Here is an 18,945-nt window from a genome sequence, read left to right as displayed (position 1 = left end):
GGCCTGTTCACGTTCCAGACCGACACCGTGCCGTTCGCGGACATGGCGCGGGACAGCGCGTGGCGTTGGGCGTCGCAGGACCGCGCGGGGGCCGCGCCCGCCTATCAGTACACCGGCCCCGGGGCCGATACGCTCACCCTGTCCGGCACCCTGATGCCGGAGATCACCGGCGGCCCGGTTCACCTGGAAACGCTCCGCCGCATGGCGTCGGAGGGCAAGGCGTGGCTGCTGATGGACGGCCACGGCCGCCGGCGGGGAACCTGGGTGGTGGCGAGTGTGAGCGAGACCCGCACGCACATGATGAACGACGGCACCCCGCGCAAGGTGGACTTCACCCTATCCCTGACGCGCTATTCCGACGACGACATAGAGGGACGCGGCGCCCTGACCGACAGCCTGCCCGGCCGGTTGGGCGCGGTGTCCTCGGATGACGTGATCGCGGGCGCGCGGGACGCGGCGGGCGCCCTGGCCGGAGCCGTCGGCGATCTGTGGGGCCTGTACCGATGATTCCGGCATGGCGGGTGACGGCGGACGATGTGGACGTGACCGACGCTGTGGCGGCGGGCCTGTTGTCCCTGACCGTGACCGACAAGCCCGGGTTGGACTCGGATGAACTCACCCTCTCCATCGCCGATCCCACGGGCTCCATCGCCTTGCCACGGCGCGGCGTGATCCTGCGCGTGGCCCTGGGCTGGCAGGGATCGCCCCTGATCGACAAGGGCCGCTACCGTGTCGACGAGGTCCGCCACGCCGGGCCGCCCGACCGGATCGAGATCAAGGCCCGCGCCGCCGATCTGACCGGAGGCCTGCGCGCCCATCGCGACCTGTCCTATGACGAGACCACCCTGGGCGCGGTGCTCCAGAGCGTCGCCGCGCGCCACGGGTTGGCGCCGGCGATTGCCGACACCCTGGCCGCGTTGCCGATCCCCCATCTCGATCAGGCGACGGAATCGGACGCCCACCTGGTCACGCGCCTGGCGCAACAGGTGGACGCCATCGGCACCATCAAGGACGGTCGCCTCGTGTTCACCCCACGCGGCGCCGGCGTCACGGCCGAAGGTGCCACGCTGCCCGCCGTCACCGTGCGCCGGGCGGAAACCGGGTCGCATGCGTTCGGCATCCAGGACCGGGAGGGCGAGACGACGGGGGTTCGCGCTGTCTGGCGGGACCATGACGCGGCCGAGGACCGGGCCGAACTGGCCGGGGCGTCGGGCACCGTCACCACCTTGCGGCGGGTCTATCCCTCCCAAGCCGAGGCGGCCGCCGCCGCCCGCGCCGCCCTAACCGACATCGCCCGGGGGCAGCGCGACCTGCGCCTGTCCCTGGCGCTCGGCCGGCCGGAGATCATCGCCGGCCAGCCCCTGGCCGTGACCGGCTTCCGGCCGGAAATGGATGGGGTTCAATGGGTGGTCGAGACCGTCCGCCACACCCTCGACGCCGCCGGCGGCTTCCGCTCCGACCTCGAGGCCGTCGAACAGCAACCGCCCGCCCAGGGGGGCGGATCGGGTGGTGGATCAGGCGGCAGATCGAGCGGCGCCGCCGTGGACATCACGTCCCTGCGCGAGAGCGGGGTGGATTGGTCGGGCCTCTCCGCCGCCGAGCGCGCCGAGAGGGCGGGGGCGTGAGCGCCTAGATCAGGTCGTCCACGTCCAGATCGAGCGCCTCCGCGAGCGCCTTGTACGTGGACACCGACCCAGGCTTCTTGCCGCCCTCGATGGTCGAAATGTAACTCTGCGGCACTCCAGCCTTTTCGGCCAGCGCGGCTTGGCTCAGGCCGCGCCGCTCCCGCCAGTAGCGCAGGGCCGACACGTCGCCGGCGGCGATCTTCTTGTAGTCGTCCAGCGGGATGGCGTCGGTCTCATCCACGCGGGACGCGGCGAGGATGTCCTCCAGATCCTCCAGGCGTTCCAGCAGGGCCTTGTAGTCGGCTCGGGGCAGGGTGACCGTGTCCCCGGGGGTGGGGGAGACGGTCGCGGCGGCGGTCTCACTCATAAGCGTCTCTCCGGTGCTTGACGGTCAGCACGACCATAATGGTAACCGTATTCGTTTCGGTGTCGAGGCGGTAGATCACGCGGTAATCCGCGACCCGCAGGCGGTATAGGTCGGAGCCCTTCAGGGCCTTCACGTTCGCGGCCAGGGCGGCGGGATCTGCGGCGAACTGTTCGATCTTGGCGATGATGCGCGCGCCGGTCTTGGTGTCGATCCGCTTCAGGTCCTTCTGCGCCGCCCTGGTGATGATGACCTTCATATCCGCCCCCGCTGTTGATGGCCCAAATATATCTATCGGATATAAGCTGGTCAAGCACAAAAATATCTATCGGATATAATTGCTGGCGGACGAACGTGCTTGACTACAAAAGACGTCATAGTAGTCTTATCGGGCAATGTTGAACCGTCATGCGCGAGGTGATGGCCCGATGGCGAAAACGCTCCCGGTTTCCGTCCGAATGGATCCCGAAACAAAGAAGGCTGTCGAAGCAGCCGCCAGAGACGATGACCGCCCGGTCTCATCCATGATCGAACGGATCCTGAAACTCTGGCTGCGCGACAACGGCTATCTGCCGAAGGAGGGGGGCTTATGACCGAGAAGACCCTGACTCCGCTGTCAGTCACCGATCTCGACATGACACTGGACGAACCGCGCATTCTGGACCTGCGCCTTGCAGAGCGGCTCGGGTTCAGTCGGCCGCGTGATATACGGCCCTTGATTGAGTCGAACGCCGAAGAGTTGAGGCGCTACGGTATATTAGTTTGCGCTAATGCGCCGCAAACCTCCCAGGGCGGGCGTCCGACCATCGAATACCACCTCAACCAAGGCCAGTGCCTTCTGGTGTGCATGTTCAGCCGCACGCCGATCGCCGCCGACGTGCGCCAGGAGGTCATTACGGTGTTTCTCGCGTGCCAATACGGAGAATACGGTCGGTCCAATGGGCGCCGGATGAACCCGAGGGCACCTATTCAAGCGGCCGATATCGTTGCTCGGCTTCGGAAGGAAACGGACCCGACCGCACGGCGCATGCTGCATTCGGGCCTCGACCGTCTATGCCGCGAAATCGGCACACCGACCCCGCCTCTGGACGAATTGGGGCGCGATGCCCCGCCCTTGCCCGACGTCGCGGCTCCGTTCTTCGCTGGGTTGGGCCGGCTGACCGAGTTGGGGGTGCGGTGGAACCACGCCAGACGGAGCGACCGGATGGCCGTGAACCTGAAGGAAGCCGCCGCCCACTTCACGACGCATCGGATCCGAGTGGTGATAGACACCCCACTTCGGGATGCGCTGAAAGCATGCCAAGCCCCGGCCTTCCTGGGCATCGTGGCCGTGAACAGCACCCTTACGGGCAAGACGGTGAAGTGCTGGATGTTCGGGCCGCCAGACGGTGCCGCCGAACCCATCGTGCACTAGAGACGACTGTTGCGCCTCCGAAGCTTTTTGAGAATCTTTTGTCCGTATTGGATATCGAATTCACAGGCCCCGCTGGGCGACCATCAGAGTCCCCTTGCCCGACGGCGAGGGGCCGGGTGCGCTACCACCCGGGGAGCCAATGGCGAAGCCCCGCCATCACAGTCTGACCAACAGTGGGGACCGTCCCGCCGCCGCGCATCGCGGCGGGATCGGTAGCGCATGGGGCTTGCCACATGGAAGAGAGAGAGCAACGCCAAGAAGCGGCGCAACATATCTATATCGATCAGTATACGGCCGAATATATCGAATGGTGGGGGTCGCGCTTTGATCAGAAGCGCAAAAAAAGTTTAAATCGTCATGCGATACTAAGGGTTTATATGAGGCGGCGCTTCCGAGTCGCTTCCGCTGCCTTCTTGGTCGGCGTGATCGTGGGTGTCATCTGGCTTCGGGGCTGATCGTATTGCCCTCAAGTCTCGAGCCAAGTTGACGCATTCGGCCGCGAACTCGGCGGCGGAAATTCCATCGAATTTCAGGGGCTGGCGTTCGACCCGTCGAAACACCAGCTCCACCGCCTCCCCGAGATAGGCCTCCGTGGCGGGAGCTGGGCCGGGCCCTACCTCGACCAGATCAGCGGCAGAGGTGTTGAGCGCCCGCGAAAGGCGCACGATCCAATCCGCCGATAGCCTTCGTTCACCACGCTCAAGCTTGGTGATTTGTGATTCGGTGCAGTGGGCGCGCGCGGCCAAATCCTTGCGCGTCAAACCCAATCGCTCCCGGTGCTCTCGAATCCTATTTTGCATATTCGGACGATACCTCCCCAGCCTGTGCACCGCACGTCGACAAAATGTGCAGATTTGCCTTGTCGGTACGATCAATCTGTGTATACGTTATGTGCCAGTAGCACAGGGGGTGCATATGAAGCTCAGGGATTGGCGCACACAGCATGGTCTCACGGCAAATGAGACGGCGGCACGGTGCGGCCACACATGGAGAGCGGTTCTCTCGTGGGAGGCAGGCCGGCGCATGCCAAACCCGTCCGCGATGAGAGCTATCTTTATTGCTACGAACGGCGCTGTAACGCCCAACGATTTCCATGATTTGCCGCCCCAAAATGGGGTTCCGCCCCAGAGTGTGTCACGCAATGTGGATTCCGAAAGCGGTCTGTGCACCAGGAAAAGCGCGGGAGTAATTCGCCATGCGTCGGCGCGCTGAACCCGACTACCTGGGGCTGAAGTCGGCGTTTCGCCGGCTGCTGCAAGAAAGCGGGGGCCTGAAAGCGGCCGCTGAGGTGACGCGCATCGGTCCGACGTCTCTCTCCGAATGCGCTTCGCGCGACCATGCCGACCGCTATCCGCCGGCCGACGTCATCCTCGATCTAGAAACCCACGTCGGCGAGGCCATCGTCTCCCGCCAGTTGGTCCATTTGGTCGCGGATCGGGCGGACATGGAAACACATGCCTCCCCCGGCAACGACGTCGCGGCCGTTTTGCACATGGCGACGCGAGGGCAGGTGGCGTTGGGCGAACTCGCCCGCTGCGCCGTCGAGGCGGCCGAGGACGGGGTTCTGTCCGATTCCGAACTGGCGCAGCTGATCCAGCGCGCGGAAACGCGCATGCATGTGGCCCAGTCCGACTACGACGCCCTCATGAAACTCCGCGAAACCCGGCGCGGACAGCCCCACCGCCGCGCGGCGGCAAAATCCGGGAGATCACCACGATGAAACGCCCCAAGGGTCGCCACGCCCAGAGTGTGTTCCGCAATCAGGCCCGCTGCCCCGTGTGCGGCACCGGCTGCCGCACCGCCAAGACTCACCACCTGACCGCCGCCGTGACCGAGATCACCTACGTCTGCCCCAACGAGGACTGCGGCATGGTCTGGGTCGGGCAGTTGTATCCGCTGCGCATCCTGGAGCCCTCGCGCCTGCCCGCCGCTCCGCCTCGCGCGGTCCCGGTTTCGGCGGCCGATAAGCGCGGCGCCGGGCCGGTCCTGACGCTCGCGTCGGGCGGCTGATCCAGGGGAAGCGGGGGACCCATGATGACATCGGATATCCAGTTGAATGACATCGTCACCTTGATCCGTGGCGATGCCCGGACGGCGCTGCAATCTCTTCCTGATGGCGCGGCGCGGTGCTGTGTCACATCGCCGCCGTACTTTGGCTTGCGCGATTACGGACATCCCGACCAGATCGGTCTGGAACCGGACCCGGCCGCCTATGTGGCTGAACTGGTTGCCGTGTTCCGCGAGGTCCGCCGCGCGCTCGCCGATGACGGAAGCCTGTGGCTCAACCTGGGGGACAGTTACGCCAGCGACGGCGGTACGGGCCGACAAGGTACGCGGGGGCAGCGGTTTGACCGCCGGCACACCCAGGAAACCCTGGGCGAGACGCGAAAATGGCCGGGTGCCGGGATCAAGCCGAAGGACCTGATCGGGATCCCGTGGATGGTAGCCTTCGCCCTGCGGGCCGATGGTTGGCACCTGCGCGAAGACATCGTGTGGCACAAGCCGAATGCCATGCCGGAAAGCGTCCGTGACCGCTGCACGCGGGCGCATGAGTATGTGTTCCACTTCACGAAATCGCCCCGATACTACCACGACGGCGATGCGATCAGTGAAGCCGCCGTGTCGGACCACGGGTCCGGAAACGGGTTCCGGCGTGACCATAGGCTTTCTTTTCAGGATCTGGACGGCAAAGCCCGAGGTAGCGACACCGCGTGGAATGGCATCGGCGGCCGTCGCAATCGGCGGTCGGTGTGGACCATTCCGACCCGCCCGTTCAAGGGCGCGCACTTCGCCACGTTCCCGGCCGACCTGCCCACGTTGTGCCTCCGCGCCGGATCGGAGCCCGGCGACGTTGTTCTAGACCCCTTCGCGGGGGTCTGCACGACGGGTGTTGCCGCGCTGGCGGAGGGGCGCCGGTTCGTGGGCATCGAACTCAACCCAGCCAATCTTGTCCTTGCCCGTCCGCGTCTATGCCAATCCGGATTCGGCCTGATACACGCGCGACCCGCTGCGATCCCACCGCGCCCCTCAGAGGTGGGGGGCTATCATGCGTGACGATATCGCCGCCGACGTGCGGCAACGCCTGATCCATGACTACAAGATGCGCCCCCGGGGCGACTGGCTGCAACGCGGGACCTGTCCGCAGTGCGGCGAAAAGGAGCTCTACGCCAACGGCACGGAACCCTGGGCGATCCGCTGCGGGCGGTTGAACAAGTGCGGGTTCGAGGCTTCGACCAAGGACCTGTACCCCGACGCTTTCGGGCGGTTGAACGAACGCTATCCCGCCACGTCCGAGAAACCCAACGAGACGGCGCACGCCTATATGGGGTTCGTCCGGGGCCTGCCGGAGGCCGCGCGCGGTTGGTATCGCCAGGGGCGGTTCTGGCATCCGACCGGCGACCGGGCGACGGCCACCGTTCTGTTCGAGATCGCCCCCGACGTCTGGATGGAACGGTTCGTGGAACCGGTCCGGGTGAAGGAAGACGACGGCGACGTCACGGTTCGCAAGCAGCACTTCCACGGCAAGTTCAAGGGTTTCGCGTGGGCGCCACCGAAACAGCGGGTGGGGGATGAAATCTGGATCGTCGAGGGCTGCATTGACGCCGCGTCCCTGGCCTGCGCCGGGCTGTCGGCCGCCGCCACCCTGTCCGCGTCCAACTACCCGGGCACCTGTTCGTCGGAAGTGGGGAGTACGTCGACGCTCGCCGCGTGCCCAACAGCGCCCGGTTCTGCGAAGAGGTCGCCCGCCTCGGCTATGAGAGCCCCAAGGCATTTGCCGCTTCGGCCGCCTGGACCGGCTCCAAGCTCTGGTACATCGAGCATGGCAACACCCTGCCCAGCAAGTCGGAGGACCTGAAGCTGTTGATCGGGCGCGGCTTCGATCTCCGTTATCTGCTGTACGGCGAGCGCACGGTCTCCCGGGCCGAACTGGACCTGATCGCCGCCTACCGCGACGGCGACACCGCCGGTGTCCAGCGCATCACGGCCGCTCGGCCGCCGCGCCTCACCGACCAGACCGACGGCGAGACCTGACGCCATGCCCCGCACACCCACCGCATGGCCGCTCGGGGCGCTCCCCCGTCGCATGACGCGGGAGTTGGCCGCCTACTACGTCGGCGTTTCGCCGCCGACGTTCGACAGCCGCGTGAAGGATGGCACCTATCCCAAGCCTCACGCCGATGGCCGCTATGACCGCCGGGCGCTCGATCTGGCCGTGGATCGCCAGTCCGGACTCGACACCAACGGAACGGGGGCGGACGATGAGCCCATGGACTGGGGGATCCGGGAGCTCGGAAGTGGTCAAGGTAAACCACAAAGGGGTCAACACCATCCGTAAGCGCCGGCCCGACGGCTCCGTGCGTGTGTACTACTATCACCGCGCCACGGGCTTGCGCCTTCCCGATGATCCCGCATCGCCAGAGTTTGCCCAGGCCCTCCGGGACTTGGCGCCGGCGCCGGAAACAGGGAAGCCGGCGCCCGGGTCCTTCGCCGCGTTGGTCGAGGCCTACCTGAGTAGTCCGGAGTTTCGGGCGTTGGCCCTGAAAACCCAGCGCGACTACCGGCGCTATCTGGATGTGATCCGCGAAAGCTGGGGCCGGAACCCGGTGCGCAAGCTCACGCGGGAACACGTCCTGACCCTGCGGGACCACTACGGAGATCGGCCGCGCACCGCGAACTATGTGGTTTCGGTGCTGCGCGTGCTGCTGTCCTATGCCGTCGATCGCTCCTCAATCTACGGGTTGACCGCGAACCCGGCGGCGCGGCCGAAACGCCTGAAGACGAACGGCGGGCATCGGCCGTGGGAGGAATCGGAAATCTCGGCCTTTCGCGCTCAATGGCCGCTCGGGTCCCTGGAACGCACGGCCTTTGAACTCGCCTTGAACACCGGGCAGCGCGGGGGTGATATCGCCGCCATGGCGCGCTCGGACGTCAAAGGCGGTCGGATCCAGGTTGCCCAGGAGAAAACCGGCGCCCGGGTGTCGGTGCGGATCTCCCAGGCGCTGGCCGACGCCCTGGGCGCCTGGGACGTTGCCCAGGCGGAGCGCATCGCCGCCCTGGAGACGGCGGCCCGGCCGGTGCCCCTGGACATGGGGCGGCGCATCCTGACGACGACGGAGCGCGGCAAGGCGCTCACCGTGGACTACTGGCGCCACCTGATGATCGACGCCATGCAGGCCGTGCCCGGTCTGGCCCAGGGCCTCGAGGCCGGGGGCGTCACCACCCATGGCCTGCGCTACACGGCCGCCACGCGCCTGCGGGAGCTCGGTCTGGGGTGGGAGGACATCGGCGCCATCACCGGCCACGAGACCGCCGCCATGGCGCGCAAATACAGCGAACGCCGGCGGCGGGCCGATCGGGCGATCACGAAGCTGGATCAGGTCCGCGAGTGGGGTCCGTCCGGCGCCGGGACGGGAGACGACGAGAACGAACCCTGATCAGATTTGCAAACCGTCCCTGGCAAATTTGCAAACCGAACGACAAAGGGGCCAGCCGATGCCGGCTAGCCCCTTGTTTTGTCTTCCGAATTTGGTGGGCGCACAAGGACTCGAACCTTGGACCCGCTGATTAAGAGTCAGCTGCTCTACCAACTGAGCTATGCGCCCTCCGGGTTCGAGACGCCGCCGTGCGGGCGGTGTTTCCCGAAGAGGGACGGGTGATATCAGCCCCCTGCCGGAAATGCAAGCCCTTCACGCGGTCTCTTCGCACTGTTCGCGCGCCCCTTTGCCGCACACGGACATTTCGGACGGGACCGGCCCCTCGCCGGTGTCAGCGGGCGAGTCCCAGGCGGTCGTGCCAGGCGGCGAGGGATTCGTCCGGATAGCCGCCGTGGTGCCGATCGTTGGGGCCGTCGGGCACCGGCACCCAATCCGGCTTGTCGTCCAGCATCAGGTGCGTGCGCTCAGGCGGTGTCGGCAGCGGGGTATCGATGGCCCCGGCGTGCGGATGCACCAGCTCGGGCCAACGCGGATCCCACAGCCACAGAGCCGTCCCACAGGTCTTGCAGAAGTGGCGCCGGGCGGGGCTGATGGTGCGGGCGCCGGTCTCCGCATCGCGGATGCGCGCCTGATAGACGGTGATGTGGTCCTCGCCCGTGACTGTCAGCGACTCCATGGCGCCGGCGATGTTGACGGCATGGCCGCCGGTGCCGGCGGTCTTCCGGCAGATCGAGCAGTAGCACAGGTTGAACGGGTAGGGGTGGGCGGAGGCGACCTGGAACGTGACCGCTCCGCAGTGACAGGAGCCTTCAAGGCGCATGACCGTGGTCCTTTGCCGTTGGGAATAATGCCGGGAGGTCAGGCGGACGGGTCCGGAGCCGGAGCGTCGTCCGCCGGGGCGAGGTCGAGTGTCGAACGCAACAGCCGCTCCACCACGGATGGGGCGATGTCGCGGGTGATGAACACAAGACGGGTGCGGCGGTCCTCCTGGCCGGTTTCGGCATCGACCGGCCAGCCGGGCAGGGCGGCCGGCGGGTGAAACACATGCTGCACGCCATGCACGGCCAGCGGTTCGGTGTGGTGGCGGGCGTTCACGATGCCTTTCAGGCGCAGCAGGTCGGCGCCGCGGCCGGCGACCATGAGTTCCAGGCCCGTGACCAGCGCGTCCCAATCGAGGGGCTCGTCGAACGTCAGGCAGAACGCCCCGATGCGGTCGTCGTGCCGGTTCACGTCGTGGTCATGATCGTGCTCGTGTTCGTGTTCGTGCCCATGGTCGTGGTGAGGCGTGTGCGCATCCGCCAGGGCCTCATCGCGCAGCCAGCCGGCCACATCGGGATGCTTGGCGTCGGCGCGGAACAGGCCGCACTCCAGCACCGCGGCGGGATCGACCGCGCCGTAGTCCGCTCGCAGCCGGGGTGCGGTGGGGTTGAGGCGCGCCAGACGCTCTTCCAGCGCCGCAAGGGCCGGGGGCGCGGCAAGGTCGGTCTTGCTCAGCACCAGCCGGTCCGCGACCGCGACCTGCTTGACCGATTCCGGTTGGCGGTCGAGCGTGTCCAGGCCGTGCACCGCGTCGACCAGGGTCACCACGCCGTCGAGGCGGTAGTGGTTGGACAGCAGCGGGTCGCTCATCAGTGTGTGCAGGATCGGGGCGGGGTCGGCGAGGCCGGTGGTCTCGATGACGATGCGCTCGAACTCGTCGATCTCTTGGCGCACGCGCTTCAGGAACAGGTCGCGCAACGCCGTGACCATGTCGCCCCGTACCGAGCAGCACAGGCAGCCCGAGTTCAGCAGAACGATGTCCTCATTGATGTGCCGGACCAGCAGGTGGTCGAGCCCGATCTCGCCGAACTCGTTGATCAGCACGGCGGTGTGGGCCAGCGCCGGATGCGACAGCAGGTGGTTCAGCAGGGTGGTCTTGCCGCTGCCCAGGAAGCCGGTCAGGACCGTGACGGGCAGGGTGCTCATGCCGGGCTCCCGTCCGTCGTGCCCCCCGCCATGCTCTTGGCCGGGCCGTACAGCGCGGCGGGGTCGGCCTCCGGCGCGGCGATCTCCACCAGGGTGCCGCCGCCGTCCCGCGCTTCGCGGTAGAAGCAGCTCCGCCGCCCGGTGTGGCAGGCCACCCCGATTTGGTCGACCAACACCAGCAGGGTGTCGCCGTCGCAGTCCACCCGCAGCGCCTTGAGGGTCTGCACCTGTCCGCTGGTCTCGCCTTTGCGCCAGGGCTTGCCGCGCGATCGCGACCAGTAGCAGACGCGGCCGGTCTCCAGCGTCTCTGCGAGGGTGTCGCGGGTCATCCAGGCCATCATCAGCACCTCGCCGGTGTCGTGCTGCTGGGCGATGGCGGGCACAAGGCCGTCGGCGTTGAACTGGACGGCGTCGAGGACGCCAACGGGAGCGGTGGGGACGGTCATGGTGGGACTCTTTCTGGCAAACGGCACGACCCCGTAGCCTGCCGTCCCGAGCGCGGGCGTCAAGGGCAAACGCCGTCGGCGTGCGCTCCGGGCGGGGGCAGACCGGGGGCGCGCGACTCCGGGGAGTTGTGTCACAGCGCCGTATCCTCTAGGCTTTCGGCCAGCCGACCGGGGGCGACGTTCCGTTCCGTCGGCTGTTCTGGGGGAGATACGGGCCGGCTTCGCGGGGAGTTCGGTTCGAGGCCGACACGCCGCGCCATCCGGAATTCCGACGGAATTGCACGGGGATGGCGGCGGGGCAGCGGACCGGAGCCGGCCCACGCCGGGATATGGGGCGCGTACCCGCACCGGCCAGACCCGGCCCGATCGGCCGGGCGGAGGCTCGACCGCCCTCGCGCGTGGGGCGCCGCAGGCGAGTCCCGAGGGACGCGGTTCTATGGGGCGGGCCTTCCTTCTTCTCCGACCGTCTTTGGTCCATGCGATTCGCGGCATCCGAGAGGGGCGCGCGCATCGCGGCCTCCGGGCGCCTCGGCGCACGTGCTGATCTTTGCCGATGCGGGAGGCACCGGAACGATACATCGCGTGAAAGGGTAGGGACGCTCTTTTTCGCTCGTCACCACCAAACGGCCCCCACAGGGGCGGCCGCGTAAGGGGAGAGCCCACGATGCCACCACCGGAGAATTTGTACGACACAGACTACGAAATCGGACAAGATAATATTCAAAAGTTCGGCATGGATATCCACAACCCTGTCTTCTGGGTTGCCGCCGTTCTAATTATGGCGTTTGTTATGGGTACCCTGATGGCGCCCGAGGACGCCAAAAGTGTATTCGATGCGGCCAAGGCTTGGTCGATCAATAACTTCGACTGGTTCTTCCTGGCGTCCGGGAACGTCTTCGTCCTGTTCTGCTTGGTCCTGATCGTACTGCCGGTGGGGAGCGTGCGTCTGGGCGGCCAGGACGCCAAGCCGGAGTTTTCGCTGATCTCCTGGTTCGCGATGCTGTTCGCGGCCGGCATGGGCATCGGCCTCATGTTCTGGAGCGTCGCGGAGCCGGTGGGCTACTACACCGACTGGTTCGGCACGCCGCTGGGCGTGGAGCCCAACACACCGGAGGCCGCCCGGGCCGCCCTGGGCGCGACCATGTACCACTGGGGCCTGCACCCCTGGGCGATCTACGCCGTGGTTGGGTTGTCGCTGGCCTTCTTCTGCTACAACAAGGGCCTGCCGCTGACCATCCGTTCGGCGTTCTATCCGCTGGTGCAGGACAAGTCCTGGGGCTGGTTCGGCAACGTCATCGACATCGTGTCGGTGCTGGCGACCATCTTCGGCCTAGCGACTTCGCTCGGGTTCGGGGCCCAGCAGGCGGCCGGCGGCCTGGAGTTCTTGTTCGGGATTTCGTCGGGCATCAACACGCAGATCGCTATCATCATCGGTGTGACGTCGGTGGCGGTGATCTCGGTGGTGCGCGGCCTGGACGGCGGCGTGAAGGTGCTGTCCAACATCAATATGTCGCTGGCCGCGCTGCTGCTGGCGTTCGTGATCGCCACCGGCTCGACCATGACCATCGTCAGCGGCTTCTGGGACACCACGACGGCCTACGCCGAAATGATGGTGCCGCTGAGTATGTGGTGGGGCCGCGAGGATGGCTCGTTCATGCACGACTGGACGGTGTTCTACTGGGCCTGGTGGATTTCCTGGTCGCCGTTCGTCGGCATGTTCATCGCGCGCGTCTCCATGGGCCGCACGGTGCGCCAGTTCATCATCGCGGTGCTGCTGGTGCCGACCGTCGTGACCATCGTGTGGATGACGGCGTTCGGCGGCATGGGCCTGGAGCAGGTCATGAACCAGTCCGGCGAACTGGCCGACGGCCTCGGCGACTACACCCTGGCCATGTTCCAGATGCTGGAGAACCTGCCGCTGCATCAGATCACGTCGTTCATCGCGATCTGTCTGGTGCTGGTGTTCTTCATCACCTCGTCGGACTCCGGCTCGCTGGTGATCGACAGCATCACGGCCGGCGGCAAGCTGGACGCCCCGGTACCGCAGCGCATCTTCTGGGCCGTCATGGAGGGCGTGATCGCCGCCGTGCTGCTGTTCGTGGGGGGGGCCGGCGCCCTGGGCGCGTTGCAGGCCGCGGCCATCACGGTCGGCTTGCCGTTCACCCTGGTGCTTCTGGCGATGTGCGTGACGCTGTATCTGGGGCTGCGGCACGAACGCATCTGGGTCGTCGACAACCCGGACGCATGACACCGCGTACCGGCCGTTTAGCCGCCGACGCGAAAGGGGAGGGGGCCTGCGGGCTCCCTCCCTTTTTTTGGGCATGCAGATCAGTGCCGACGCGGTCGCGTCGGCCGGCGGACGGGTGAGGCGGCTCTACCCGCGCTCTTCGGGCGTGCTGTCCGGGGCGGGGGACTCGTCGGCCGCCCAGTCGGCGGGGACACCCCCCTCGATCCGGCGCGGGCGGTCGGGCCGTCGGCCCCAGCGCAGCTCTTTCACGACGCCATGTAGGGTGCGGACCTCGGGGACCGTCAGTTCGGCGCGCTGGAACAGGGCGCGCAGGTTGCGCACCATGCCGGGGCGCTTCTCGGGGTGTCGGAGGAAGCCGCAGGCGTCCAGTTCCCCCTCCAGGTGGCGGAAGAAGGTCATCAGCATGGCTCGGTCGGCCGGCTCCGCCCCATTGGTGACCAGCTCCACCGGCGGCCGGTCGACACCGGCCTGGAACCACTCGTAGCCGACCAGCAACACCGCCTGCGCCAGGTTCAGCGAGCTGTGCGCCGGGTTCAGCGGCACCTCGACGATGGTGTCGGCCAGGGCGACGTCGTCGTTCGCCAGGCCGGTGCGCTCGGGGCCGAACAGGACGGCGACCCGTTGGCCGGCGGCGAGTCCCGCGCGCATGGCGGCGGCCCCGTGGCGCGGGGTCGTCAGCGGCTTGATGAGGTCGCGGCGGCGCGCCGTGGTGGCGTAGACCCGGTGGCAGTCGGCCAGCGCGGCCTCGGTCGAGTCATAGGCATGCGCGCGGCGCAGTACGCTCTCCGCGCCGGACGCGGCGGCCACCGCCTTTTCCGACAGCCAGTCCTCGCGTGGGGCGACCAGCCGCAGCTCCGGCAGCGCGCAGTTCATCATGGCGCGCGCGGCGGTGCCGACGTTCTCGGCCAGTTGCGGGCGCACGAGCACGACGATCGGGGCCGCGTCGGGGCCTGTGTCAGTGCCAGCGGGAGCAGGCGGGGCGGTATCGGAGGAAACCATGGAAGATCCGTCGGCGGGCGGGGAGGGGGGCCGCGCGGCCGGGGGGGCGGCGGGGGCGCGGTGGGCGCCCATAAAACCCCGAAAGTCGGCCCCGACCCAACGGAAAAAACAGGCCACACACCCTCCAGAAAAACGGCCGGCGCGGGACGTGGGTCCCGGCCGGCCGTGGAAGGCGCGGAGTCTGGGCTGCCGTTAGGGCGAGGGGACACCCGTGCTGGCGATTTCCGTGGAGGCCCGCAGGCTGGCGTACAGGCGGTCGACCTCGGCGCGGTGCGCCTGGAACCGGCGCAGATCCGCGCCCGCCAGTGCGATGGCCGGCGGGAAGCGCACGTCCAGCGGGTTGACCTTTTGGCCGCCGCGGATGATTTCGTAGTGCAGGTGCGGACCCGTAACCCGGCCCGTGGCTCCCACGCGGCCGATGATGTCGCCCTGCTTCACGCGCTGGCCGTTCTCGACCTCGATGCGGCTCATGTGGGCATAGGCGGTCGAGAACTCGGCGTTGTGCCGGACCTGGACGTACTTGCCATAGCCGCCCTTACGACCGGCGTAGTGCACCACGCCGTCGCCGGCGGCGTAGATGGGGGTTCCGGTCGGGGCGGCGAAGTCCACGCCGGTGTGCATCTTCGAATAGCCGAGGATGGGGTGACGGCGCATGCCGAAGGACGACGAGATGCGCGCGCCGTCGATGGGGGTGCGCATCAGGGGTTTGCGGACGCCCCGTCCGGCTTCGTCGAAGTAATCAACGACGCCGTCGTCGTGCTCGTAGGCATAGGCGGTGATGCGTCGGCCGGCATTGGTCAGGGCGACGAACTGCACCTCTCCATCGCGGACATAGCGACCGTCGGCGGTGCTGAACCGCTCGTACATGACCTCGAACGTGTCGTCTTTTTGAATATCGCGCTGGAAATCCACATCGTACGACAACACATGAATCATATCGGCCAGCGCGTGTTCGGACACACCCGCGTCGATGGCCGCCTGATAGAGGCTGAGCGTGATCGGGCCGCCGAAGCGCACGACCTCGCCCACAAGGGCTTCCTGGACCTCCTGGGCGGCGAACCCGGTGTCGGTGTCGTCCTTCGGAATGACCGAGACCCGCGTGCCCGTGGTGGGTTCGAAGTCGAAGCCGAGGAACTGCAGGGCGTCCTCGTCGGGTTCGGCGAACCGGATGTTGACGACATAGCCCGGCCGCATGTGGCGGGGATCATAGACGTCTTCCATGGCCTGGATGGCGTTGTGGGCTGAGATCCGGTCCACGCCGGCGTCGATCAGCAGGCCCATCAGCGTGTCGCCCTTGTCGACCCGGGCGGCGATCTCCACCGGGGCCGGGGTGCGGACGTCGACCGCTTCGTCGGGGGCGCCGTTCGCCGTGGAGCGTGCCGGAGCGGGCGTGGGCAGGGCCGGGGTGGACCGGGTGTCCGTGATCAGGGCCGCCGTGGTGATCGTGGCGGCGCCGAGCCGCTGCGGTGGGACCGGCGGGGGCAGGGGGATGACGCCGTCCGCCGTCGTCAGGACCGCCGAGGCGGGGATCGGCTTGGACGCGGGCAGCGGAACCGGGGCTCCGTCCAGGGCCGCCACGACCGCGATGTCGGCGCCGGTGTGCCCCCCTTCGGTGGCCCGCGCGTCCGGCGCGGTCGCCAGGAGCCCGGCGGTCAGAAGGCCCGCCATCGTTGCGATGGCGAGCCTTCCGAGGCGGGAACCGGTCCCTCCGGGCGCCGTTGGGGCCACGGTCAGGGTGGGCTTCTGGTTCACATGGTCGTGGTGTCGTGCGACCAGCGGACTCCGCATCCCCTATCTCTCCATTCTTTTGCTTCGGTACAAAACACGTGTTTCGGTACAACACAGGGGGGCGACCGTCAGGCTGACCCCGGCGGACCGTCATTCCTTTGTCTGACCTTGAAGCCCCCGCGACGCATCATGGACACGAAGGCCATCCGATAGCGGCCAAACCCGGGGCGGCTCCTGAAGCATCTCAGGCGTCATCCGTGCTCACAGGACGAGTCACCCGTATGGAGGGCCAAGTTCTCGGGCTTTGTAAGAGTGCCGATGTCTTCCTGATATGTCAACAGAACGGTGTTTAAAAACAGTATGTTCCATCGTGTTTTTTGAGTCACGAATCACCGATCTTGGCTAAGTATTTGTTGCCAATTTGCCACGGCGCGGTCCGGGGACCCCGGAACAGACGGTCGGATCACGCCACGGGATGCGCAGGTCCGACACCGGTCTCTCGGGCGGCCAGAGTGGCCGCTTAGGACCCCAGGCGGCCAAGGTGGCCGCCGAGGACCCCGACGTTTTTTCAAACTCTCCGGCTGCCATCAAGGATTTTGTGTGTTTGGGCGGCGGCCTGTCAGGGGCGCCCCGCCGGGAGGGGGCGATGCCGACCGCCGCCGCCTCGCGGCGGATCAGGCGTAGAGCAGGTCCGTGTCCGCGACCAGACCGGTGCGGCCTTCGCCGGCAGCGTGCGGGATGAAGTGGAACAGCCGGTTCATTCCGGCCGCCGCCACGTCCGGATTGGGCTCCAGATAGGCGCTGCGGTCGAACCACGGGCCGGGGTCCCGCTCTTCGGTGGCGCCGAACGCCGCGTACCGACAGCGTGTACCAGGCATCCCGCTGGGCTCCGTCGGGCAGGGCAAGGGTGTTCCAACTGCCGGTCCAGACCTCGAAGGCGCCTAGATCTTCATTTCACTGAATCTCGGGGTAGAGCATCGTGCTCGTGCCGTCGGCGGAGTACCCGACCCACCACACGCCGGTGTGGACCGTCCCGGTCGTGCCCCAGTCCGACGGAATGTAGAGATGGAATGTAGATCTGCGCCGAGACCTCGGTGGCGTTGCCGATGTCGTGGCGGTACCCCTCCCACCGGCAATAGCCCCCGTCGTTGTACTCGTGGCTCACCGCCTTATCGATCGTGACCTGGAGCCGGGTGTCGCCGCCGAACTCGACGTTCTTCATCTGCTTGGCGGGCGAGCGAACGTAGGTCCAGCCTTCGCTCACGTCCGTGGCCGTGGTGGCGCCCGACTCCGCGATACGGTCGCGCGTCACCGAGTCCATGGCGGTCATGGTGACCGGGGTCAGGTTGCGCGGGGCCTCGTTCTTCGGGGTGATCGTGACATCGAAGGTTTGGGCGATGTCGATGTCGGTCGTCATGTCGGCCGTATCGCTGTACGTGACGCGAAACGTCCGGGTGGTGTTAGGCTCGTCGTTGATGATCCGATAGCCGATGTTCTGCACCAGCGTATTGATGGCCGCGATGGTCGCGGTGTTGTCGAAAATCAGATCGAGGCTGCCGCCGTCGACTCCGCCATTGAAGGCGCCGAGCCGGACGTTATCGACGGAGACCTCCAGGTAGGGGAACCAGCCCGGCGACGGCTCATAGCCATAGACCTGCTTCAGGGTGATGCCCGTGCCGTCGGTGTCGACCAGCAGGGACTCCAGGAAATTCTGGTGGCTGTCCGTGTTGGTGATCTGCATCCGGGCGTACGATACGCCGTCGGCATCCGCGAGCGTGCCGCCCTCAAAAAGCGGCACGTAGCCCGCCTTCGCTGATGGTCCGGTCCGCCAGTCCCGTCAGTGTCGGGTCCAGCATGCTCATTATCCCCCAGTTTTTTCCGACGGGTCTTCGTTCGACCCCACCCCTACAGACGAGTCCCGTCGTGCCGGAAATAAACGGATCTATTGTATAGAGTGCGGTGAATATCAGAGGCCGCATAACGTCCCAATTGTTCGCGCGGCGCGCGCGGCCGGGCCATAGCGCCGGGGGTTGCGCCTTTTTTGAGGGATCGCGCAGAAAAGGCTTGCGCCGGCCGGCCAGCGTGCGTAGAAACCGCCTCCCGGCCGGTTCGGCTGCATCACTCCAACGCGAGACGGACGTCGCGCCTCCTGATGAAGGAAGGCGGCGGCGGTGTTTCGAGAGACTCCGGATGGATCTCTGGGTGGTCGTGGTGATCCGGGTGGGGCGTACCGTGGTTTCGTGTTTCCGGTCTCTCCGGTTTCGACTCGCTCATGACAGAGTGATGACGGTTCCGGGTTCGGGTCAGACGAACCGCCTTTTTCGGGTCCAGTGACGCTGGACAGGGGCGCTCTCCGGGGTGCTTCGAAAAAACCGAAAAAAAGCGGTTGACCTGGACGGGCTGGATGCGTAGAAACCGGCCTCCCGACGCGGCGGGGTTGCCTGAGAGGGCGGCGCTGACGGGTTGGGGACGCTGGAGAGGCAGAGGCGAGAGCCAAGCAAACCCAGTGTCTTGGACGGGTCTCCGGCGGCTTCGGCTGGTGGGGACTGGGGCCTTCCGGGGTCCTGGGGGTATCGGGTTCGAAGGTGCTGGCAATGCTGGCGCGAAATTGAACCGGGTCCGAAAGGACCGACGATGGCTCCGAAAAAAAGGCTTGACCGGCTCGGCTGGTTGTGGTCTTTCACCGGGCTCCGACGCGGATGGGTTGGCCTTCGGGCTGGT

23 protein-coding genes and 1 tRNA gene are annotated in these 18,945 nt (G+C 66.9%); 13 read left to right on the top strand and 11 right to left on the bottom strand.

Annotated elements, in window-relative coordinates; translation table 11 throughout:
- Positions 1–507 (top strand): phage tail protein (locus GGD82_RS19930; protein WP_184013332.1); only part of this gene is annotated, 507 nt, incomplete at its 5' end.
- Positions 504–1,625 (top strand): contractile injection system protein, VgrG/Pvc8 family, encoded by a 1,122-nt coding sequence (locus GGD82_RS19925; RefSeq protein WP_150064114.1) that lies wholly within the window; start codon positions 504–506, stop codon positions 1,623–1,625. The genes GGD82_RS19930 and GGD82_RS19925, both read left to right, overlap by 4 nt.
- 4 nt (positions 1,626–1,629) lie before the next feature.
- Here GGD82_RS19925 and GGD82_RS19920 read toward each other — a convergent pair whose 3' ends face one another.
- Both GGD82_RS19920 and GGD82_RS19915 read right to left on the bottom strand, forming a co-directional pair.
- The gene (locus GGD82_RS19920; protein ID WP_150064115.1) at positions 1,630–1,992 is read right to left on the bottom strand and encodes a helix-turn-helix domain-containing protein; all 363 of its coding nucleotides are present in this window, start codon (positions 1,990–1,992) and stop codon (positions 1,630–1,632) included.
- A complete protein-coding gene (locus GGD82_RS19915; protein WP_150064116.1) occupies positions 1,985–2,248 on the bottom strand; it encodes a type II toxin-antitoxin system RelE family toxin in 264 nt (87 codons plus the stop codon). Before GGD82_RS19915 ends, GGD82_RS19920 begins: the two co-directional genes overlap by 8 nt.
- Positions 2,249–2,417: 169 nt before the next feature.
- Between GGD82_RS19915 and GGD82_RS19910 the strand changes: the two genes are divergently transcribed.
- Positions 2,418–2,582, top strand: coding sequence for a type II toxin-antitoxin system antitoxin (locus tag GGD82_RS19910; protein WP_170284487.1), 165 nt, complete (start codon positions 2,418–2,420; stop codon positions 2,580–2,582).
- A complete protein-coding gene (locus GGD82_RS19905; protein ID WP_150064118.1) occupies positions 2,579–3,403 on the top strand; it encodes a hypothetical protein in 825 nt (274 codons plus the stop codon). Before GGD82_RS19910 ends, GGD82_RS19905 begins: the two co-directional genes overlap by 4 nt.
- Before the next feature lie 365 nt (positions 3,404–3,768).
- Here GGD82_RS19905 and GGD82_RS19900 read toward each other — a convergent pair whose 3' ends face one another.
- The gene (locus GGD82_RS19900) at positions 3,769–4,203 is read right to left on the bottom strand and encodes a helix-turn-helix domain-containing protein (RefSeq protein WP_150064119.1); all 435 of its coding nucleotides are present in this window, start codon (positions 4,201–4,203) and stop codon (positions 3,769–3,771) included.
- 115 nt (positions 4,204–4,318) lie between these two features.
- Between GGD82_RS19900 and GGD82_RS21665 the strand changes: the two genes are divergently transcribed.
- From GGD82_RS21665 to GGD82_RS19860, 8 genes are read left to right on the top strand one after another with little or no spacing between them, the layout of a single operon-like run.
- Positions 4,319–4,615, top strand: a complete 297-nt coding sequence (locus GGD82_RS21665) for a helix-turn-helix domain-containing protein (protein WP_150064120.1) — start codon at positions 4,319–4,321, stop codon at positions 4,613–4,615.
- Positions 4,599–5,123: a hypothetical protein gene (locus tag GGD82_RS19890; protein ID WP_170284489.1), complete on the top strand. Its 525-nt coding sequence runs from the start codon at positions 4,599–4,601 to the stop codon at positions 5,121–5,123. The genes GGD82_RS21665 and GGD82_RS19890 overlap by 17 nt, the downstream gene beginning before the upstream one ends.
- Positions 5,120–5,413 carry an ogr/Delta-like zinc finger family protein gene (locus tag GGD82_RS19885; RefSeq protein ID WP_170284490.1) on the top strand — a complete coding sequence of 98 codons (294 nt, stop codon included), beginning with the start codon at positions 5,120–5,122 and terminating at the stop codon, positions 5,411–5,413. Before GGD82_RS19890 ends, GGD82_RS19885 begins: the two co-directional genes overlap by 4 nt.
- A gap of 21 nt (positions 5,414–5,434) precedes the next feature.
- Positions 5,435–6,457 carry a DNA-methyltransferase gene (locus GGD82_RS19880; protein WP_211364851.1) on the top strand — a complete coding sequence of 341 codons (1,023 nt, stop codon included), beginning with the start codon at positions 5,435–5,437 and terminating at the stop codon, positions 6,455–6,457.
- Complete coding sequence (locus GGD82_RS19875) at positions 6,450–7,259, top strand: toprim domain-containing protein (RefSeq protein ID WP_150064122.1); 810 nt, start codon at positions 6,450–6,452, stop codon at positions 7,257–7,259. Before GGD82_RS19880 ends, GGD82_RS19875 begins: the two co-directional genes overlap by 8 nt.
- 5 nt (positions 7,260–7,264) lie before the next feature.
- Positions 7,265–7,435 carry a hypothetical protein gene (locus tag GGD82_RS19870; RefSeq protein WP_170284491.1) on the top strand — a complete coding sequence of 57 codons (171 nt, stop codon included), beginning with the start codon at positions 7,265–7,267 and terminating at the stop codon, positions 7,433–7,435.
- A gap of 4 nt (positions 7,436–7,439) precedes the next feature.
- On the top strand, positions 7,440–7,739 hold the full coding sequence (locus tag GGD82_RS19865; RefSeq protein WP_184013331.1) for a hypothetical protein: 300 nt from the start codon (positions 7,440–7,442) through the stop codon (positions 7,737–7,739).
- Positions 7,699–8,838, top strand: a complete 1,140-nt coding sequence (locus tag GGD82_RS19860; protein ID WP_150064123.1) for a site-specific integrase — start codon at positions 7,699–7,701, stop codon at positions 8,836–8,838. Before GGD82_RS19865 ends, GGD82_RS19860 begins: the two co-directional genes overlap by 41 nt.
- 92 nt (positions 8,839–8,930) lie before the next feature.
- Here the strand turns inward: GGD82_RS19860 and GGD82_RS19855 are convergent.
- The 4 genes from GGD82_RS19855 to hisI all read right to left on the bottom strand — a co-directional run bounded on the left by GGD82_RS19855 (position 8,931) and on the right by hisI (position 11,249).
- Positions 8,931–9,006 (bottom strand) — tRNA-Lys (locus tag GGD82_RS19855).
- A 163-nt stretch (positions 9,007–9,169) separates the two neighbouring features.
- A complete protein-coding gene (locus GGD82_RS19850; protein ID WP_150064124.1) occupies positions 9,170–9,658 on the bottom strand; it encodes a GFA family protein in 489 nt (162 codons plus the stop codon).
- 38 nt (positions 9,659–9,696) lie between these two features.
- Positions 9,697–10,803, bottom strand: a complete 1,107-nt coding sequence (locus GGD82_RS19845) for a CobW family GTP-binding protein (protein WP_150064125.1) — start codon at positions 10,801–10,803, stop codon at positions 9,697–9,699.
- Entirely contained in the window at positions 10,800–11,249 is a 450-nt protein-coding gene (gene hisI, locus GGD82_RS19840) for a phosphoribosyl-AMP cyclohydrolase (RefSeq protein ID WP_150064126.1), read from the bottom strand. The genes GGD82_RS19845 and hisI overlap by 4 nt, the downstream gene beginning before the upstream one ends.
- A 664-nt stretch (positions 11,250–11,913) precedes the next feature.
- Here hisI and GGD82_RS19835 point away from each other — a divergent pair.
- Positions 11,914–13,497: a BCCT family transporter gene (locus GGD82_RS19835; RefSeq protein WP_150064127.1), complete on the top strand. Its 1,584-nt coding sequence runs from the start codon at positions 11,914–11,916 to the stop codon at positions 13,495–13,497.
- Positions 13,498–13,623: 126 nt separating this feature from the next.
- On the opposite strand, the gene GGD82_RS19830 is transcribed toward GGD82_RS19835, so the two are convergent.
- From GGD82_RS19830 to GGD82_RS19815, 4 genes are all read right to left on the bottom strand, one after another.
- Positions 13,624–14,496, bottom strand: a complete 873-nt coding sequence (locus GGD82_RS19830) for an RNA methyltransferase (protein WP_150064128.1) — start codon at positions 14,494–14,496, stop codon at positions 13,624–13,626.
- 192 nt (positions 14,497–14,688) lie between these two features.
- The gene (locus GGD82_RS19825; protein WP_150064129.1) at positions 14,689–16,284 is read right to left on the bottom strand and encodes a M23 family metallopeptidase; all 1,596 of its coding nucleotides are present in this window, start codon (positions 16,282–16,284) and stop codon (positions 14,689–14,691) included.
- Positions 16,285–16,898: 614 nt separating this feature from the next.
- Positions 16,899–17,102: a hypothetical protein gene (locus tag GGD82_RS19820; protein ID WP_150064130.1), complete on the bottom strand. Its 204-nt coding sequence runs from the start codon at positions 17,100–17,102 to the stop codon at positions 16,899–16,901.
- Between the two features lie 71 nt (positions 17,103–17,173).
- Positions 17,174–18,022 carry a hypothetical protein gene (locus GGD82_RS19815; protein WP_150064131.1) on the bottom strand — a complete coding sequence of 283 codons (849 nt, stop codon included), beginning with the start codon at positions 18,020–18,022 and terminating at the stop codon, positions 17,174–17,176.
- Between the last annotated feature and the right edge of the window lie 923 nt (positions 18,023–18,945).

Source organism: Roseospira marina (assembly GCF_014197855.1).
Lineage (GTDB): Bacteria > Pseudomonadota > Alphaproteobacteria > Rhodospirillales > Rhodospirillaceae > Rhodospira > Rhodospira marina.
This window is presented reverse-complemented; position numbering and strand designations above follow the sequence as displayed.

Coding starts and splice junctions, on each gene's coding strand:
- GGD82_RS19925 (WP_150064114.1), top strand. CDS start 504: ATGATTCCGGCATGGCGGGTGACGGCGGACGATGTGGACGTGACCGAC.
- GGD82_RS19920 (WP_150064115.1), bottom strand. CDS start 1,992: ATGAGTGAGACCGCCGCCGCGACCGTCTCCCCCACCCCCGGGGACACG.
- GGD82_RS19915 (WP_150064116.1), bottom strand. CDS start 2,248: ATGAAGGTCATCATCACCAGGGCGGCGCAGAAGGACCTGAAGCGGATC.
- GGD82_RS19910 (WP_170284487.1), top strand. CDS start 2,418: ATGGCGAAAACGCTCCCGGTTTCCGTCCGAATGGATCCCGAAACAAAG.
- GGD82_RS19905 (WP_150064118.1), top strand. CDS start 2,579: ATGACCGAGAAGACCCTGACTCCGCTGTCAGTCACCGATCTCGACATG.
- GGD82_RS19900 (WP_150064119.1), bottom strand. CDS start 4,203: ATGCAAAATAGGATTCGAGAGCACCGGGAGCGATTGGGTTTGACGCGC.
- GGD82_RS21665 (WP_150064120.1), top strand. CDS start 4,319: ATGAAGCTCAGGGATTGGCGCACACAGCATGGTCTCACGGCAAATGAG.
- GGD82_RS19890 (WP_170284489.1), top strand. CDS start 4,599: ATGCGTCGGCGCGCTGAACCCGACTACCTGGGGCTGAAGTCGGCGTTT.
- GGD82_RS19885 (WP_170284490.1), top strand. CDS start 5,120: ATGAAACGCCCCAAGGGTCGCCACGCCCAGAGTGTGTTCCGCAATCAG.
- GGD82_RS19880 (WP_211364851.1), top strand. CDS start 5,435: ATGATGACATCGGATATCCAGTTGAATGACATCGTCACCTTGATCCGT.
- GGD82_RS19875 (WP_150064122.1), top strand. CDS start 6,450: ATGCGTGACGATATCGCCGCCGACGTGCGGCAACGCCTGATCCATGAC.
- GGD82_RS19865 (WP_184013331.1), top strand. CDS start 7,440: ATGCCCCGCACACCCACCGCATGGCCGCTCGGGGCGCTCCCCCGTCGC.
- GGD82_RS19850 (WP_150064124.1), bottom strand. CDS start 9,658: ATGCGCCTTGAAGGCTCCTGTCACTGCGGAGCGGTCACGTTCCAGGTC.
- GGD82_RS19845 (WP_150064125.1), bottom strand. CDS start 10,803: ATGAGCACCCTGCCCGTCACGGTCCTGACCGGCTTCCTGGGCAGCGGC.
- hisI (WP_150064126.1), bottom strand. CDS start 11,249: ATGACCGTCCCCACCGCTCCCGTTGGCGTCCTCGACGCCGTCCAGTTC.
- GGD82_RS19835 (WP_150064127.1), top strand. CDS start 11,914: ATGCCACCACCGGAGAATTTGTACGACACAGACTACGAAATCGGACAA.
- GGD82_RS19830 (WP_150064128.1), bottom strand. CDS start 14,496: ATGGTTTCCTCCGATACCGCCCCGCCTGCTCCCGCTGGCACTGACACA.
- GGD82_RS19825 (WP_150064129.1), bottom strand. CDS start 16,284: ATGCGGAGTCCGCTGGTCGCACGACACCACGACCATGTGAACCAGAAG.
- GGD82_RS19820 (WP_150064130.1), bottom strand. CDS start 17,102: ATGCCTGGTACACGCTGTCGGTACGCGGCGTTCGGCGCCACCGAAGAG.